This is a genomic window from Nocardia sp. NPDC049707 (assembly GCF_040674855.1).
Lineage (GTDB): Bacteria > Actinomycetota > Actinomycetes > Mycobacteriales > Mycobacteriaceae > Nocardia.
In genome coordinates, this window is sequence record NZ_JBFANN010000007.1 from 133,294 (window position 1) to 146,807 (window position 13,514).

Consider the following 13,514-nt stretch of genomic DNA (forward strand, 5'->3'; position numbering starts at 1 on the left):
CATGAATTATGGTGGCGGCCAGTGCGTCTCGTCCTTGCGAAGGAGTTCCGTGACTTCCTCGTCGATTGCCGATGTCAGCCGGTCGGGGCCGGCGACGGCGAGCTTGCGAGCGAGTTCGACACCGTGATATCCGGTCCCTCGAGCCGGGTGCACCGGCGGCAAAATGCCGACCGGTCTATTCCTCATTCCGCATCTGTGCGGTGATGATGCGTCGGTATCCGGAGCCGAAGATCCTTGGCAGCACATCGATTACGCGGGCATCGGTGCCGATGAGGGTCTTGGCCTTGTCCTGTCGGATGCCGCGCAGATCGTGGTGCGGTGCACGCTTCGACGAAGTAGCTCAGGGGGCCAGCGCTGCCGTCAACGCCCGAGCGATATCGACTGTGGCGGCGATGAATTCGTCACGTTCGGATTTGGTGGTCGATGCCCGCAGTGGTCCCGATTGGACCTCGTATGCGGCCGTGCCCGTCGCATCGAAAACCGGTGCGGCGAGGTAACTCAGTGGGAGTTCGGCGTCGGAGTCGAGTTCGGTCTTGGTGAATGGCCGCGAGGTGAGAAACGCGAGGCGGCGTAGGGCGCGGGTACGCAGGTGCGGCTGAACGAGGTCGGTCCCCATCGCACCGAGTAGGTCGGCGAGCAGTTCGACTGTGCCCGCGTCGTCGGTGCGTGGCCGGAACAGGGCGACGCCACGATCACGGACAAGTGTGAGCAGTCCGCTCGCGATGCGGCGGTCCGAGTCGGGTGCGGCTGCCAACCAGGTGTTCTGTTCGGCCGCCGAGCGCCACGGCATAACGCTGGCACCGGCGGGAAATTGCAGCGGGATGCGGTGGCCGACCGGGATGCCGGGCACGACGCGTTCGGGTCCGTGCCGCACATCGAGCACGGTGAGGTGATCGGGTTCGATGCGACTCAAGGTCGCGCCGTAGCCGGTCCGCACGGTGAGTCCGGCGAGGATTTCGCCGAGCGCGGGTGGCAGCGCGGGACCGTGCAGATTCGCCAGTGTCGGACCGAGACCATAGCCGCGGCTCGCGTCCCGCCGCACCCAGCCCGCCGAATCCAGTTCGACCAGGATCGCCGTCGCGGTCGCGCGGGCGATATCGAGGCGATCCGCAATGCCCGCGACGCTGATCGGCTCCGGTGTCGCGGCGAGCAGCGACACGATATCGATGACGCGGCGGGTCGGCGGGGACGGGGACCGGTCGGACATGGGCAATCCCTTGTGCGGTTCAGCGTAACGGTTCTACGATGACGAATATTACGACAATTGGCGTCGAATATTCGACTAGTTGGAGCCCGCATGATCCTGGACAGATTCCGAATCGACGGACAGGTCGCCGTCGTCACCGGCGCGGGGCGCGGCCTCGGCGCGGCGATCGCGGTGGCCTTCGCGGAGGCGGGCGCGCGCGGATGTCGTCATCGCATCCCGCACCAAGAGTCAGCTGGACGAGGTCGCCGAGCAGGTGGCGGCGGTGGGCCGCCAGGCCCATGTGGTGCCTGCGGATCTGAGCGATATCGAGGCGACCGCCGGGTTGGCCGGAGCGGCCGTCGAACGCTTCGGGCGGCTCGATATCGTGGTCAACAATGTCGGCGGCGCGCTGCCCTGCCCACTGCTGGATACGACGCCGGATGCGCTGGTGGAGGCATTCAACTTCAATGTCGCCAATGCGCACGCGCTGGTTCGCTCGGCAGTGCCGAAGATTCTCGAAACCGCCGGTGGCGGTTCGATTCTCAATATCACCTCGACCATGGGCCGCCTCCCCGGCCGGGCCTTCGTATCCTACGGAACAGCGAAAGCGGCACTGGCGCACTACACCCGGCTGGCGGCGATGGATCTGAATCCGCGCATCCGGGTGAATGCCATTGCGCCCGGATCGATTCTGACCTCCGCATTGGAGATCGTGGCGGGCAATGATGCGATGCGCACCGAGTTGGAGGCCAAGACGCCGTTGCACCGCATCGGTGAACCCGAGGATATCGCAGCCGCCGCACTGTATTTGGTGTCGCCCGCCGGAAAGTACGTCACGGGCAAGGTGCTCGAACCCGACGGTGGCCTGATCGCGCCGAATCTCGATCTTCCGCTTCCGGATCTGTCATGAGCTACCGCGTAGTCCAATGGGGCACCGGAAATGTCGGTGCGCATGCGCTGGCGGGTGTGATCGCGAATCCGGATCTCGAGCTGGTCGGGGTGTGGGTGTCGGGTTCACAGAAGGACGGGCTCGATGCGGGAACCATTGCCGGACTCGAGCATCCGGTCGGTGTGACCGCGACGACGGATACCGAGGCGATCCTGGCCGCGAAACCCGACTGTGTCGTCTATTGCTCGATGACCGACAATCGCCTGCTCGAGGCCGTCGAGGAGCTGCGCAGACTGCTCAGCGCTGGCATCAATGTGGTGGCGTGCGCGCCGGTATTCTTCCAATACCCGTACGGCGTGCTGCCTGACGAACTGCTGAAGCCGATCCAAGAGGCTGCCGCACAAGGCAATTCGTCACTGTGGGTCAATGGCATCGATCCCGGTTTCGCCAATGACCTGCTGCCGCTCGCGCTCGCGGGCACCTGCCTGCGCATCGACCAATTGCGGTGTCTGGAGATCGTCGACTACGCCAGCTACGACAACCGCGAGGTCATGTTCGAGATCATGGGGTTCGGCAAACCGCTGGACGAGATCCCGATGTTGTTGCAGCCCGGGGTGTTATCGCTCGCGTGGGGCGGCACCGTCCGCCAGCTGGCCGCGGGTATCGGCGTCACCCTCGACGCCGTCACCCAGACCTATGAACGCATCCCCGCCCCCGAATCCTTCGATATCGCCACCGGCCATATCGCCGAAGGTACCGCTGCCGCATTGCGTTTCGAGGTCCGCGGCATGGTCGGCGACGAACCCGTGACGGTTCTCGAGCACGTCACCCGGCTACGTCCCGACCTGTGCCCCGACTGGCCGCAACCCGCCCACCATGAGGGCTCCTATCGCGTCGAGATCACGGGCGAGCCGAGCTACGCCATGGACCTGGTCACCTCGAGCCGCAACGGTGACCACAACCACGCCACCCTCCTGGCCACCGCCATGCGCATCGTCAATGCGGTCCCGGCCGTGGTCCAGGCCCCGGCGGGCATCCGCACCGCCCTCGACCTTCCCCTCATCACCGCACCCGCTACCCGCCCGGCGTAGTTCCCCGGGGATTCGCACCCGCGGTGGGGCACCCGCAATGGGTGCGAATCCCCAAAGGAGCGGTTGTTACTGGGCCAGCGCCGCCAGGGCACGGTCCACATCTGCGGTGCTGTTGTAGAGGTGGAAAGAAAAGCGGAGGCCACCGCCCCGGGCGGAGGTGAGTACGCCCGCCTCTTCCAGACGTGGCGCCGCATCGCCGGCGCCGGACACAGCGACAATCGCCGAATCTGCCGACACGGACTGGAAACCCAACTCGGCCAATCCGTTTCGGAAACGGGTGGCGAGATCGCGATTGTGCGCGCCGATCTTGTCGACGGTCAGCGCTTCGATCAAGGACAGCGCGGACAGTGCCGCGATGACGCCGAGCCAGTCCGGTGTCGAATCGAAACGCCGGGCGGTCGTGGGCAGCGCGACCGGATCGTACAGCTCGGCCCAGCGATCGGCCGCTGCGTACCAGCCGGGGCTGATCGGGCGCAATTGCACGGCCGCTTCCGGCGGCGCGGCGAAGAAGGCCACGCTGCGTGCGCCGATGAGCCACTTGTAGGTCGCGCACACCCAGTAGTCGGCGTCGACGAAACGCAGCGGCACCCAACCGGCGGCCTGGGTGGCATCGGCGAGTAGTCGGGCATTATGCGCCAGGGTGGCCGCGCGCAGCGTCGGCAGATCGACGATTCGACCATCCTTCGACTGGACCACGCTCACCGCCACCAATGCGGTCTCGGGCCGGACCTCGTCGGCGATGCGCTCCAACGGAACGAACCGGACGTTCAGGTCGCCGCGGTGCACGAAAGGCATGGAGACAGAGGAGAATTCGCCTTCCGCGAGCAACACTTCCGCACCCGGCGGCAGCGCGGCGACCACCGGCGCGATCAGCCCCGCCACGGTTGCACCCAGTGCGATATCGTCGGTCGAAGCGCCCGCGAGCAGTTGCGCGAATCCGGCCCGCAATTCGGGTACCAGATAGTCTCGCGTCGTCGGTGCGGCACGACCCGCCGCCCAGAGCGCGTTGAATTCCTGCAATGCCACCAATGTTCGCGCGGCGGGCAACCCGTGCGAAGCGGTGTTCAGATAGGCGGTCTCGGTCGTGAATTCAGCGGGCGCAAGGGAGGACATGTTCCCACCCTGCGCCACCGCCGCGGCTCCGGTCGAGTGCCACCCGCAAGATAGTGGCCTCGAATCCGGCGCCCGCCGTCCTATTCCTGTGTCGCCCACATGTTGGTCAGCAGTTGGAAGCTGGGAGTGTCGGCGAGGGCCTGCATCGATTCGTAGATGCGTTGGTAACTGGTCGAGGTGATACGCCAGTGGCCGTCCGGATCGAGTCGGTAGGTGTCGGAATAATAGCCCGCGCCGCGGATGAGAATGCCGTATTCGGTAGCAATCACGGTGTCCTCGAAAGCCCATGAGCCCGTTGCGGTATCGCCGTCCACGGTGATCTCGGGATGGTTCGCGATATGGGTGGTGACCACATTGGGGCCGAGGTTCTCGCGCATGAATGCAGTGACCGCGTCGCGGCCGTCGAGGGTCAGCGGTTCACCGAGGGCATGGGTGCCGTAGCGACCGGCGACGTCGACGGCGAGGGTATCGCCGAAATCGTCCCATTGTTTGAGATCAAGGGTCCGGAAGTAGCGATATTTGAGCTGTCGGACGGCTTCGATGGCGGCGAGATCCATCCGTTCAGCTTGACATTTGCCGAGGCCCCAGACAAGAACCTGTTCTACTTTTTACGGGTCGCCGTAGCATGGTTCGCCAATGCGTCGAGCGTGGTGATCCGACCGGCGGGTACCTCGATGTCCATCGCCATGGCATCCGGGCCCGCGGTGGTAAAGCTGAAGTTGAAGAATCCGCAGCAGGAGCTCTCGCGGGCCGCGAGTTCGCGGGCTTCCCCCTCGTGGGTCGTGGCGAATATCAACCGCACCCGGGTGGGTGCGATGCGCTCGACTCGACGCAGCGCGGCCGCGAAGAGGTCGGTGAATTCGGCCACCCGCAATGGCTGCTCCGCGGTGGGCAGTGTGCAGGCATCGGGCACCCAGAGCAGGTTCTCGCGCATCCGTTCACCTTCCCGAGGCTGATGACATATATCGAAAGGGTAGTGCCGATTCCCGGGTGCGTCCATAGTGTTCGCTGCGACCCATCGGGTATTCGATCGAGTGGACACGGTTTTCGATCGCGTCTGCTGCACTGGAAGTTCCCGACCAGGAGTCCGCGATGACTGAAGGTCCTGTTACGCACCCGCCCGTCCACGAACCATCGCTCGATCAACAGTCGGCGCTGAAATCCGCTGCGCGCCGTCTGGAACGCGAATTCGACACCGTCCGCGACGAAGCCATCGAACGGTGGCTGTACTCCGCCCACGACTATCTCGCGGTCCACGCGACGATCGACACCTTCCTGCCGCTACTCGCCGAGCGCTACACCCGCGAACTGCTGCGCGCCAGCACCGAGGAACACTCCGGCTAGTCGCATTGCGCCGCGGCCCGCCGCAGCGTTTGCTCGGCGTCGGTGCTGATGCGCCGCACCAGGTCCGCGGCGGATTCGAGACTGCCGATGAGGTCGACATTCTCGCCCGCCCAGATCGGCACACAGTCGAGGTCACCCTGCTCGGTGGCCGCCCGATAGCGTTGCCGGGCAAGGGGATCGGCCGCGAGTTCGGCCTCCCGTCCGGCCCATTCGTCGAGGAATCGGTTGCGCAGGGTGCGTGCGGTGTACTCGGCGGGCCACGGGGATTCGCGGGCGATATCGATAATGCGGTTGCGTTCGGTATCGCCGCCCCGTGCGGCGATGATGGCCTCGGCCTCCTCGGCCGAGAGCAACGATTCGGGTGTCGCCTCGAATCGAGTGCCGATCAGCGCGCCCGCGGCACCGAGTACGAGTGCGGCCGCGAGTCCACGGCCATCGGCTATTCCGCCAGCCGCCAGGACCGGCGTACCGGCCGCCATATCGACGACAGCGGGCACGAACGGCAGCGTCGCGCGCCCGCCGCCGTGTCCACCCGCCTCCGCGCCCTGCGCGATCAGCACATCGGCCCCGGCCGCCAAGGCGCGGGCTGCCTCATCGGTGGTGGTGACCTGGACGAGCAACGGAATCCCGGATTCCCGGATCGGCCGGGCAAACGGGGTGGGGTCGCCGAAGGACAGCAGGATCGCGTGCGGGCGGCGCCGCACCGCCCTGCGCACGGCGTCCAGATCGATGGCCCAGCTCAACAGACCGATGCCCCAGGGCTTTTCGGTGCAATCGGTGAGTAATCCGCATTCCCTGTCGAGTAGTTTCTCGTCACCGCCGCCGCCACCGATCAGGCCGAGTCCACCGGCCTGGGAGACCGCCGCGGCCAGTTCGCCGCCGGCGACGCCACCCATCGGTGCGAGCACTACAGGATGCTCGATATCGAGCAGGTCGGTGAACTCGGTGCGCAATGCCATCGCCAAACCCCTTCCGTCGCCATCGACGATAGCCAGGGGGTGTCACGCCGCGATCTTGGCGGGTTGGTCAGCCCCGATCCCAGCCGTGACCCCAATAGCTGTCGGCGGTCATTTCCACTGCGGTGTAGGTGTTCTCGTCGACCAGCATGCCCTCGGTACCGAATTCGAGATCCCAGCCGCCGGGTGTCCGGACATAGAAGGAGATCATTTTGTCATTGGTGTGGCGGCCGAGCGTCGAGGACAGGTGGTATCCGGCCTTGTTCACCCGGTCGAGCGCGCGGCCGACATCGTCGAGACTGTCGACCTCGACCATGATGTGCACCAGTCCCGAGTCCTCCGTACCACGGGAGGGGATCAGCGCCAGGCTGTGGTGGCGCTGATTCACACCCAGGAATCGGATACGCACCGGACCGAACTCGGGCCGTGTCGGCAGCCGGAACGCACCGCGTGGCAGGAAGCCGAGGACGTCGGTATAGAAGTGGAAGGCGCCGTCGATATCGGGGACCGGCAGCACTGCATGGCCGAGGCCGAGTTCCGCGGTGACGAAACGGTTTCCGTACTTCCCGACCACCGGGCTGTGGTCCAGGACCGGGCCGTGAAAGATCTCGACCATGGTGCCAGCGGGATCGCGGAAGGTGAACGCCTCCTCCACACTGCGGGCATCCGCCTCCGCCACGGTAAGCGCGGTGACTTCGATTCCGGCCTTCGCCACGGCATCTCGTGCCGCGGCGAGTGCGCGATGGTCGCGGACCTCCCAGCCGATGGCGAGCACCCTATCGGTTTCGCCGGGCACCAGGACCAATCGTGCTACGTGCTCGTCCATGCGCAGATAGATGGCTTCCGGATCCGGACCGACGCCCTCGGCGAATCCGATCACATCGAAGGCGAAGGTGCGCCAGGCATCCGGGTCGCTGACCGCGACCCGCACATAACCGAGCGAGCTGATGATTGCCATATTCTCCTCATTCATCGGCACAAGGCAGCGGACGGTGACTCCGGTGGCGAATCGGCCGAGGACGGCCTTGGAGTCGAACACGACGGCCATGGCGCTCCTGGTTCGAAAGCGGCGCGTGTGGTGGGCTGTCAATAACTGGTTCCGGTTACTGAGAAGATCCGTAGCTGTCTCCGTAGTTTCCGGGATTCGACGCCGTCGGTGTGACGGCACTGTGATTGGGTGCACAAGCGGGTATGCCGAAAACTGACATGCCTAATCGAAATACTTCTAAGCTGTGTGGGCTACATAATGGAGGTGCGCCATGACGGTCGAGGTACTGACCGGTCCTGGGTCCGACGAGTTGTCATCGGGTCCGGGTCGTCCGACCACTCGGCCCGCGCAGCCGCCGGTTTCCATGATCGAGCGAATGACCCTGATCCTAGATGCTTTCGACGGTTCGACGCCGACTCTGACGCTGCTCGGTTTGGCCGAGCGAACCGGCCTGCCGCGGTCAACTGTGCACCGCATCCTGGACCAGATGATCCGGTTGCGCTGGTTGGCGCATGCGCCCGGCGGCTACCGCCTCGGCCTGCGTCCGCTGGAACTCGGTGGACTCGCCGCCGATCACAATGAGATTCGCGATGTGGTGAGTCCGCTACTGCACGATCTGTGTCAACGGACCGGCATGGTGGGTCACCTCGGCCTGCTCGACGGGCGCGAGGTGCTGTATCTGGACAAGGCTGGCGGTCGCTACACCGCGAGCGTTCCGACTCGCCTCGGCGGGCGGATGCCCGCGCACAGCACGGCACTCGGCAAGGCGATGCTGGCCTCGCTGGAGCCGAGCATTATCGAGACCTCCTTCCGGGAGCGGTTGCCGCAGTTGACGCCGCGGACCATTTGTGATCGGGCGGAACTGCACCGTGAGTTGACGCGGATCCGGCATCGGCAGGGGATTGCCGTGGACAACCAGGAGTCGGTGTCCGGGATCGTTTGTGTCGCGGTGCCGATTCGGGGGCGTGGTGCCGCGGTGGGGGCCCTGTCGCTGTCCGGGGGAATCGGTGGGAATCGGACGGCCTTGGATGCCGCGCCGTTGGCGCGGGTATTGGTCGAGGCTGCGCATGAGGCTGGTCGGGCGTTGTTTCCGCGGCATGCTCGGTGGCGTTGATTCGGGGTCTGTCGCGGGGCGTTGTGGTTGGGGACGGAACATCTCGGTGCGGTGAGCATTTGTTCACCAACACATGGAACTGCCCTCCGCAATCTCACCGCTATCACGGTGCCGTATCAGTGCTGTACCGGGCGGTCCAGACTGCTATTCGACTTGTTCCCGCACCGTATGGTCGGATCTCAGCAAGATCGTTCCCCGAGTAGGAGGCGACACCGGATGCCGAAGTATCTGTGGCGGGTCAGCTACTCCCAAGAAGGCGCGCGCGGTCTGATCGCCCAGGGCGGCAGTGCTCGCCAGGCGGCTATCAAGGAGATGGTCGAGAGCGTCGGCGGCCACGTGGAGGTCTGCTATTTCGCCTTCGGCGACGATGATCTGTTCGTGATCGGCGACGTTCCGAACGAGGTCGCGGCGGCGGCGCTGGCCATTCGCACCGCGGCCACCGGTGGGGCGATATCGCATACGGTCACACTGCTGACCCCGGAGCAGATCGACGCAGCGGTTGCCCGGAAAGTGACCTATCAACCGCCTGTGGCGGCGGAGTAGGCGCGGTCGGCATCGTGATCGAGTGAGTGGTGTCGTCGACCCTCTCAAATCTGTGTCAAATGCCATTGCGCCGCAGTCGCGGCGGCGGCCGTTCTGTTCGGCACGTCGATTTTGCGCAGCACTCGTTCAAGATGGGTGGCCGCGGTCGCGGCCCCGATTCCGAGCTGCCGCCCGATCGTGGCGTTGGAAGCTCCGGTCGGAAGCTTGGCGAGCACTTCGAGCTCACGCATGGTCAGTCCCAGCGGCGGATCGATCGAACGGTAGATGACCAGCGTCGCATGCGATCACTGTCAGCCGCCCGGGCGGCGGCAGCGGTGTCAGGTAGTAGAGCGACCATGCGAGTTCCCGGATGGTCACTCAGATACGCAGTGACGATCGTGACGCACTTTCTCGGTTAGTGCAGATTTCCGTCGGCGCGTGGGCAATTCCAGGTTCATGCGGGACCGCACGGTAGGGCCGAGCGGGCACACCGCGAACGCCGGGACCGCGACCCGAAGCGTCGACCTACTCCCGAAGCGCAGCGTGACGAACTTGCCCAGTTGCAGCCCGGCGATCGCACCAATGTTCAACCCAGCGAAGACGACGGCCAACCCGGCCTCATCGAGTCCGATGCCGTTTTTGACCGTCGGTATCCGCGCGGCCCATGTGGCGAACAGCAAGCCGGAGAACAGGAATATCAGCCGCACCGACCACAGCGCCGGGTGACAGTCGGAACTCGACGCCGCAGCGCTGTGGATCGACACGAGGGCCCCTCTCGCTGCTCACGGACGTTGGGGTCGCCCGTGGACACAATTCAAGGCAAACACGAAATCATAGCTCTTGCAAGGGCTTTGATGTGCACACCGACCGCGCGGAGCGAGCACCGCTACTGGGATGGAGTCTTCGGAGCTGCCATGAATGACTCCTTCCGGCCCTATCGGACCACACTTTGTTGATGGTGGCTGACAGCCGGGCGATGTCGGGGCCGGACAAGCCGACGACGCCGCACCGACGTCGTCGGCATCCGCCCCGACCATGGCTCGATCATCGGCCTGGTCGGGGCGGTGCTGGCCGATGAGTGGGGCTGTGACCCCTCTGGCCCGATCCTCGAATCACTGCACGGTGGGTTGACCACCGGCGCGGCGAGTGGGGGACGCGGCGGTCAGGATGGTGTAGAGGCCGGCGGCGACGAGGCTGCCGGCCAGCCAGGAGAAGTCGGTGTTGCCCAATGCTTTCGCCACCGGCCCCTGCATGGCGGAGACCATGCCGTACTGCCAGGACCAGCTGGCGAGCAGGCCGGCGGCGAGGCTGACCAAACCTCGGGTGTTGAACTTGCCGTAGACCGAGGTGGCTGCGTCGCGGTACAGCTCGGGAACCGAGAAGGTGCGGCGGCGTACCAGGAAGTAATCGATGAGCAAGATGGACATCCACGGGCTGATCCACATCAGGATCGACACCATCAAGTTGTCGAAGGCGTGCGCGAAACTCGACGAGTTGATGAACACGGCTAAGACCATGGACGCGACCGTGCCTGCGAAAGCGGTGATTTTCCATCGGGCGATACGGATGCCGATGGTCAATGCCGCCAGCGAACACGAGTACAGGTTGAGGATGTTGGTCGCGATCGGGCCGTGCATGATCAGCAGCAGCACCGGTATCGCGAGCGCGCCGAAAGCGCCGACCACGAGGCTGGACGGGTCACTGCCGCCGCCCGCGCTCGCCAGGCAGGCGCCGAGGGCCGCGAGCCAGACGGTGGGCAGATACATTCCGGCCGCCGATGCCCAGAACACGGTGCGGCTGCGCAGCTTCGGGCGGGCGAAGCGGCTGTAGTCGGCGGCGTAGGGAATCCAGGTCAGGCCCCAGCCGACACCGATGGCAGTGACGAGTTGCGTTATGGCGGTGATCTTTTCGCCCGGTGTGACCGCCGTGGCGGCCGTCCAGTCCGGGTGCGTCCGGGCCAGCGCCACGATCGTCATCGTCACCATGACAGCGATGGTGAGTGGCACGGTGTACTTCTCGAAGGCGCGGATCGCGTAGAACCCGTACAGCGCAAGGGTGAGCTGAACCGCCATGATGACAAGCGCTACAACGACTTTCAGCTCGCCTCCGCCCCGGATGCCGATCTGGTCCAGAACGGCCAATACGAGATCGAGCACGATCCAGGTGTTCACGCCGACCCATGCCATGGTCAGCAGACCCTGTATCACGGCGGGCAGTACGGCTCCGGTGATCCCGAAGGCCGAGCGCCCGAGCACCATCTGATTGACGGCGGTACGGTGGCCGATGACATTGAACAGGCCGAACACCGCGCAGCCGAACAGGTTTCCGACCACGACGACGATCAGGGTTTCGAACAGGCTGAGCCCGAGGGCGATTCCGAGTGCGCCGAGCACCCAGTTGATGGGTGCGATATTCGCGCCGCACCAGATCCAGAACAGTTCCCAGGGGGAACAGTCGCGTTCACGATCGGGAATGGGCAATACGCCGTGAACGTCGAATCGGACGCCGACAGTGCCGGGGGTGTCGGTTACGATGTCCGCGGTGCCGGGAGGTTGCGGGGATGCCATGACGGCCCTCTTTCAGTAGTGATCTATCTCATAACAGCACTGAAGGCGGCTGGAGGGGGATGTGCATTCATCCACTAAATGCCGGTCGGCTATGTATATTCCAATAAGTGTTGACTATTAGCCGACTCGTCGCGGATGCTGCTCTCGGGCTCCGGGTGGTGACACCTGAACTCACTGAGTCCCTGGCCACGGAGGTGCGCTGGCTGCACACCACCGAGCTGCCAGACCCGTCGTCTTACGTCCGGCCCGGCGAGCTGGTGCTGACCAACGGTCTGTGGCTGGCGCACGTCCCAGCGGATCGGTTCGTGGACGCAGTCGCGCGGGCGGGCGCGGCCGGACTGGTTTTCGGCTTGACGGCGCAGACTCCCGTACTGCCCGAAGAGCTTGCCGCATTGTGTCTTTCCCGCGGGCTGCCTCTGATCGAACTGTGTATCGGGGTGCCGTTCGCGGCGCTCACTCGGGCCGCTGCCCGAATCCAGAACGAGGTGCTGCAGGCGGAATTGATCGCGACCGTGCATCGCGGGGATGCCCTGGCCACGGCGCTATCGCGCGGCGGCGGCGCGGTCGGTGTGCTCGAAATCCTGCGCGGTGAAACGGAATTGCCGCTGCTGATGGTCGACCGCAAAGGCCGCTGCCTGGCCAGTATCGGCTGCGAGCCGACCGATGAGCAGGTGCGGCTGGCGGCCGCCGCGCTCAACCGCACGCCCCCGGCGATCGAGGTCGATCTGCTGAGCGCCGGACCGTCGGCGCTCTATCTCATCGAGGGCGCGATGGGGGAAATCGACGCCGGGCTCTACTGTCTGGAACCGGCCGCGAAACTCGCCGCGGCCGATCGGGAGGCGCTGGCTCAGGCTGCACGCTTCTTGAGTCTGGAGGTGACCAAACAGCAAGCGGTGCATGCCATCGAGGCGCGTTTCGCCGCCGAGCTACTGGAGATGATCCTGTCCGGGCCGCGCCGCAGCGGCGAGGTGAGTCGGCGGCTGCGCGCCTACGGGGTGGCATCCGATCGGCCGCTGGGTGTGCTCGCGCTCGCGTCCGTCGCCGACACGCCGCCCGATGACATCGCCATCGCAGTCGGCGCGTTCTTCGCCGCCCACGGCATACCCGCGTTCACCACCGCGGGCAGCCGTGATGTGGTGGCCATCTGCCCGTGGGAGCGCACCGCCGAGGAGTTGGCCCGGTTCGCCGGCGATCTGTCCGCGGAGACCCGCAGGCGGGTGCCCGGCGGCCGGATTGTCATCGGACTGGGCGAGATCGCCGCCGATGTCGGCGCCCTGCGGGAACCGCTGGTGCGCGCCCGCGAGGTCTGCCAGGTGCTGCGCGTTCAGGACGGCCCGGACACCGCAGGCTTCGCCGATATCGCGACCTTCCGGATGCTGCTCGGTCTACTCGATGAGCAAGTCCTGCAACGATTTTCGGATCAGGTGCTCGGCATCATCCGTGACCACGACACCCGCACCCACACCGAGCTCGAACAGACTCTGCGCGTCTTCCTCGCCAACGACGGCCAATGGGCGGTCACGGCCGCAGCCCTGCACGTGCACGTCAACACCCTGCGCAACCGCATGGCCAGGATCACTGAGCTGACCGGCCGCAACGTCAATCGCCTCGAGGACACTGTCGACCTGTTCTTGGCCATGGCAGCCGAAACCACCGGCCCGGTCACCGCGTCGCGCACGGCGACGCGGTGACCGGGCAGTGTCGCACCCAGAAATGGCGATTGCGCCCGGAATGACGAGGGCGG

15 protein-coding genes and 2 pseudogenes are annotated in these 13,514 nt (G+C 65.6%); 7 read left to right on the forward strand and 10 right to left on the reverse strand.

Annotated elements, in window-relative coordinates; genetic code table 11:
* Nucleotides 1–6 precede the first annotated feature (6 nt).
* Together AB0J29_RS09775 and AB0J29_RS09780 are read right to left on the reverse strand one after the other, a co-directional pair.
* A complete protein-coding gene (locus AB0J29_RS09775) occupies nucleotides 7–186 on the reverse strand; it encodes a hypothetical protein (protein WP_364782124.1) in 180 nt (59 codons plus the stop codon).
* 154 nt (nucleotides 187–340) lie between these two features.
* Nucleotides 341–1,207 carry a helix-turn-helix domain-containing protein gene (locus AB0J29_RS09780; protein ID WP_364782127.1) on the reverse strand — a complete coding sequence of 289 codons (867 nt, stop codon included), beginning with the start codon at nucleotides 1,205–1,207 and terminating at the stop codon, nucleotides 341–343.
* Between the two features lie 90 nt (nucleotides 1,208–1,297).
* Between AB0J29_RS09780 and AB0J29_RS09785 the strand changes: the two are divergent.
* Both AB0J29_RS09785 and AB0J29_RS09790 read left to right on the forward strand, forming a co-directional pair.
* Nucleotides 1,298–2,096, forward strand: a pseudogene (locus AB0J29_RS09785) (SDR family oxidoreductase).
* Nucleotides 2,093–3,166: a diacylglycerol kinase gene (locus tag AB0J29_RS09790; RefSeq protein ID WP_364782130.1), complete on the forward strand. Its 1,074-nt coding sequence runs from the start codon at nucleotides 2,093–2,095 to the stop codon at nucleotides 3,164–3,166. Before AB0J29_RS09785 ends, AB0J29_RS09790 begins: the two are co-directional and overlap by 4 nt.
* 66 nt (nucleotides 3,167–3,232) lie before the next feature.
* Here the strand turns inward: AB0J29_RS09790 and AB0J29_RS09795 are convergent, their stop codons facing one another.
* From AB0J29_RS09795 to AB0J29_RS09805, 3 genes are all read right to left on the reverse strand, one after another.
* Nucleotides 3,233–4,279 (reverse strand): aminotransferase class V-fold PLP-dependent enzyme, encoded by a 1,047-nt coding sequence (locus AB0J29_RS09795; RefSeq protein ID WP_364782133.1) that lies wholly within the window; start codon nucleotides 4,277–4,279, stop codon nucleotides 3,233–3,235.
* 80 nt (nucleotides 4,280–4,359) lie between these two features.
* The gene (locus AB0J29_RS09800; RefSeq protein ID WP_364782136.1) at nucleotides 4,360–4,836 is read right to left on the reverse strand and encodes a nuclear transport factor 2 family protein; all 477 of its coding nucleotides are present in this window, start codon (nucleotides 4,834–4,836) and stop codon (nucleotides 4,360–4,362) included.
* Nucleotides 4,837–4,880: 44 nt separating this feature from the next.
* On the reverse strand, nucleotides 4,881–5,213 hold the full coding sequence (locus tag AB0J29_RS09805; RefSeq protein ID WP_364782139.1) for a hypothetical protein: 333 nt from the start codon (nucleotides 5,211–5,213) through the stop codon (nucleotides 4,881–4,883).
* A 158-nt stretch (nucleotides 5,214–5,371) separates the two neighbouring features.
* Here AB0J29_RS09805 and AB0J29_RS09810 point away from each other — a divergent pair, with 158 nt between their 5' ends.
* Complete coding sequence (locus tag AB0J29_RS09810) at nucleotides 5,372–5,623, forward strand: three-helix bundle dimerization domain-containing protein (protein ID WP_364782142.1); 252 nt, start codon at nucleotides 5,372–5,374, stop codon at nucleotides 5,621–5,623.
* On the opposite strand, the gene AB0J29_RS09815 is transcribed toward AB0J29_RS09810, so the two are convergent.
* Together AB0J29_RS09815 and AB0J29_RS09820 are read right to left on the reverse strand one after the other, a co-directional pair.
* Nucleotides 5,620–6,582: a nitronate monooxygenase gene (locus AB0J29_RS09815; RefSeq protein ID WP_364782145.1), complete on the reverse strand. Its 963-nt coding sequence runs from the start codon at nucleotides 6,580–6,582 to the stop codon at nucleotides 5,620–5,622. The genes AB0J29_RS09810 and AB0J29_RS09815 overlap by 4 nt on opposite strands.
* A 67-nt stretch (nucleotides 6,583–6,649) precedes the next feature.
* The gene (locus AB0J29_RS09820) at nucleotides 6,650–7,537 is read right to left on the reverse strand and encodes a VOC family protein (protein WP_364782352.1); all 888 of its coding nucleotides are present in this window, start codon (nucleotides 7,535–7,537) and stop codon (nucleotides 6,650–6,652) included.
* 406 nt (nucleotides 7,538–7,943) lie between these two features.
* Between AB0J29_RS09820 and AB0J29_RS09825 the strand changes: the two genes are divergently transcribed.
* Both AB0J29_RS09825 and AB0J29_RS09830 read left to right on the forward strand, forming a co-directional pair.
* A complete protein-coding gene (locus AB0J29_RS09825) occupies nucleotides 7,944–8,681 on the forward strand; it encodes an IclR family transcriptional regulator (RefSeq protein ID WP_364782148.1) in 738 nt (245 codons plus the stop codon).
* Between the two features lie 216 nt (nucleotides 8,682–8,897).
* Nucleotides 8,898–9,224, forward strand: coding sequence for a GYD domain-containing protein (locus AB0J29_RS09830; protein ID WP_364782151.1), 327 nt, complete (start codon nucleotides 8,898–8,900; stop codon nucleotides 9,222–9,224).
* A 44-nt stretch (nucleotides 9,225–9,268) separates the two neighbouring features.
* Here the strand turns inward: AB0J29_RS09830 and AB0J29_RS09835 are convergent, their stop codons facing one another.
* Entirely contained in the window at nucleotides 9,269–9,454 is a 186-nt protein-coding gene (locus AB0J29_RS09835) for a LuxR C-terminal-related transcriptional regulator (protein WP_364782154.1), read from the reverse strand.
* Between the two features lie 123 nt (nucleotides 9,455–9,577).
* Nucleotides 9,578–9,967, reverse strand: coding sequence for a hypothetical protein (locus tag AB0J29_RS09840; RefSeq protein ID WP_364782158.1), 390 nt, complete (start codon nucleotides 9,965–9,967; stop codon nucleotides 9,578–9,580).
* A gap of 234 nt (nucleotides 9,968–10,201) precedes the next feature.
* Between AB0J29_RS09840 and AB0J29_RS09845 the strand changes: the two are divergent.
* A pseudogene (locus AB0J29_RS09845) lies at nucleotides 10,202–10,285 on the forward strand (hypothetical protein); the annotation flags it as partial.
* A 30-nt stretch (nucleotides 10,286–10,315) separates the two neighbouring features.
* On the opposite strand, the gene AB0J29_RS09850 reads toward AB0J29_RS09845, so the two are convergent.
* Nucleotides 10,316–11,770, reverse strand: coding sequence for a cytosine permease (locus AB0J29_RS09850; RefSeq protein WP_364782161.1), 1,455 nt, complete (start codon nucleotides 11,768–11,770; stop codon nucleotides 10,316–10,318).
* Between the two features lie 107 nt (nucleotides 11,771–11,877).
* Here AB0J29_RS09850 and AB0J29_RS09855 point away from each other — a divergent pair, with 107 nt between their 5' ends.
* A complete protein-coding gene (locus AB0J29_RS09855) occupies nucleotides 11,878–13,461 on the forward strand; it encodes a PucR family transcriptional regulator ligand-binding domain-containing protein (RefSeq protein ID WP_364782164.1) in 1,584 nt (527 codons plus the stop codon).
* Nucleotides 13,462–13,514 lie beyond the last annotated feature (53 nt).

Excerpts from the sequence above, each read along its gene's own strand:
- AB0J29_RS09825 (WP_364782148.1), top strand. The coding sequence starts at position 7,944 with ATGACCCTGATCCTAGATGCTTTCGACGGTTCGACGCCGACTCTGACG.
- AB0J29_RS09815 (WP_364782145.1), bottom strand. The coding sequence starts at position 6,582 with ATGGCATTGCGCACCGAGTTCACCGACCTGCTCGATATCGAGCATCCT.
- AB0J29_RS09835 (WP_364782154.1), bottom strand. The coding sequence starts at position 9,454 with ATGCGTGAGCTCGAAGTGCTCGCCAAGCTTCCGACCGGAGCTTCCAAC.
- AB0J29_RS09795 (WP_364782133.1), bottom strand. The coding sequence starts at position 4,279 with ATGTCCTCCCTTGCGCCCGCTGAATTCACGACCGAGACCGCCTATCTG.
- AB0J29_RS09780 (WP_364782127.1), bottom strand. The coding sequence starts at position 1,207 with ATGTCCGACCGGTCCCCGTCCCCGCCGACCCGCCGCGTCATCGATATC.
- AB0J29_RS09800 (WP_364782136.1), bottom strand. The coding sequence starts at position 4,836 with ATGGATCTCGCCGCCATCGAAGCCGTCCGACAGCTCAAATATCGCTAC.
- AB0J29_RS09790 (WP_364782130.1), top strand. The coding sequence starts at position 2,093 with ATGAGCTACCGCGTAGTCCAATGGGGCACCGGAAATGTCGGTGCGCAT.
- AB0J29_RS09820 (WP_364782352.1), bottom strand. The coding sequence starts at position 7,537 with ATGGCAATCATCAGCTCGCTCGGTTATGTGCGGGTCGCGGTCAGCGAC.
- AB0J29_RS09830 (WP_364782151.1), top strand. The coding sequence starts at position 8,898 with ATGCCGAAGTATCTGTGGCGGGTCAGCTACTCCCAAGAAGGCGCGCGC.
- AB0J29_RS09850 (WP_364782161.1), bottom strand. The coding sequence starts at position 11,770 with ATGGCATCCCCGCAACCTCCCGGCACCGCGGACATCGTAACCGACACC.
- AB0J29_RS09775 (WP_364782124.1), bottom strand. The coding sequence starts at position 186 with ATGAGGAATAGACCGGTCGGCATTTTGCCGCCGGTGCACCCGGCTCGA.
- AB0J29_RS09810 (WP_364782142.1), top strand. The coding sequence starts at position 5,372 with ATGACTGAAGGTCCTGTTACGCACCCGCCCGTCCACGAACCATCGCTC.
- AB0J29_RS09805 (WP_364782139.1), bottom strand. The coding sequence starts at position 5,213 with ATGCGCGAGAACCTGCTCTGGGTGCCCGATGCCTGCACACTGCCCACC.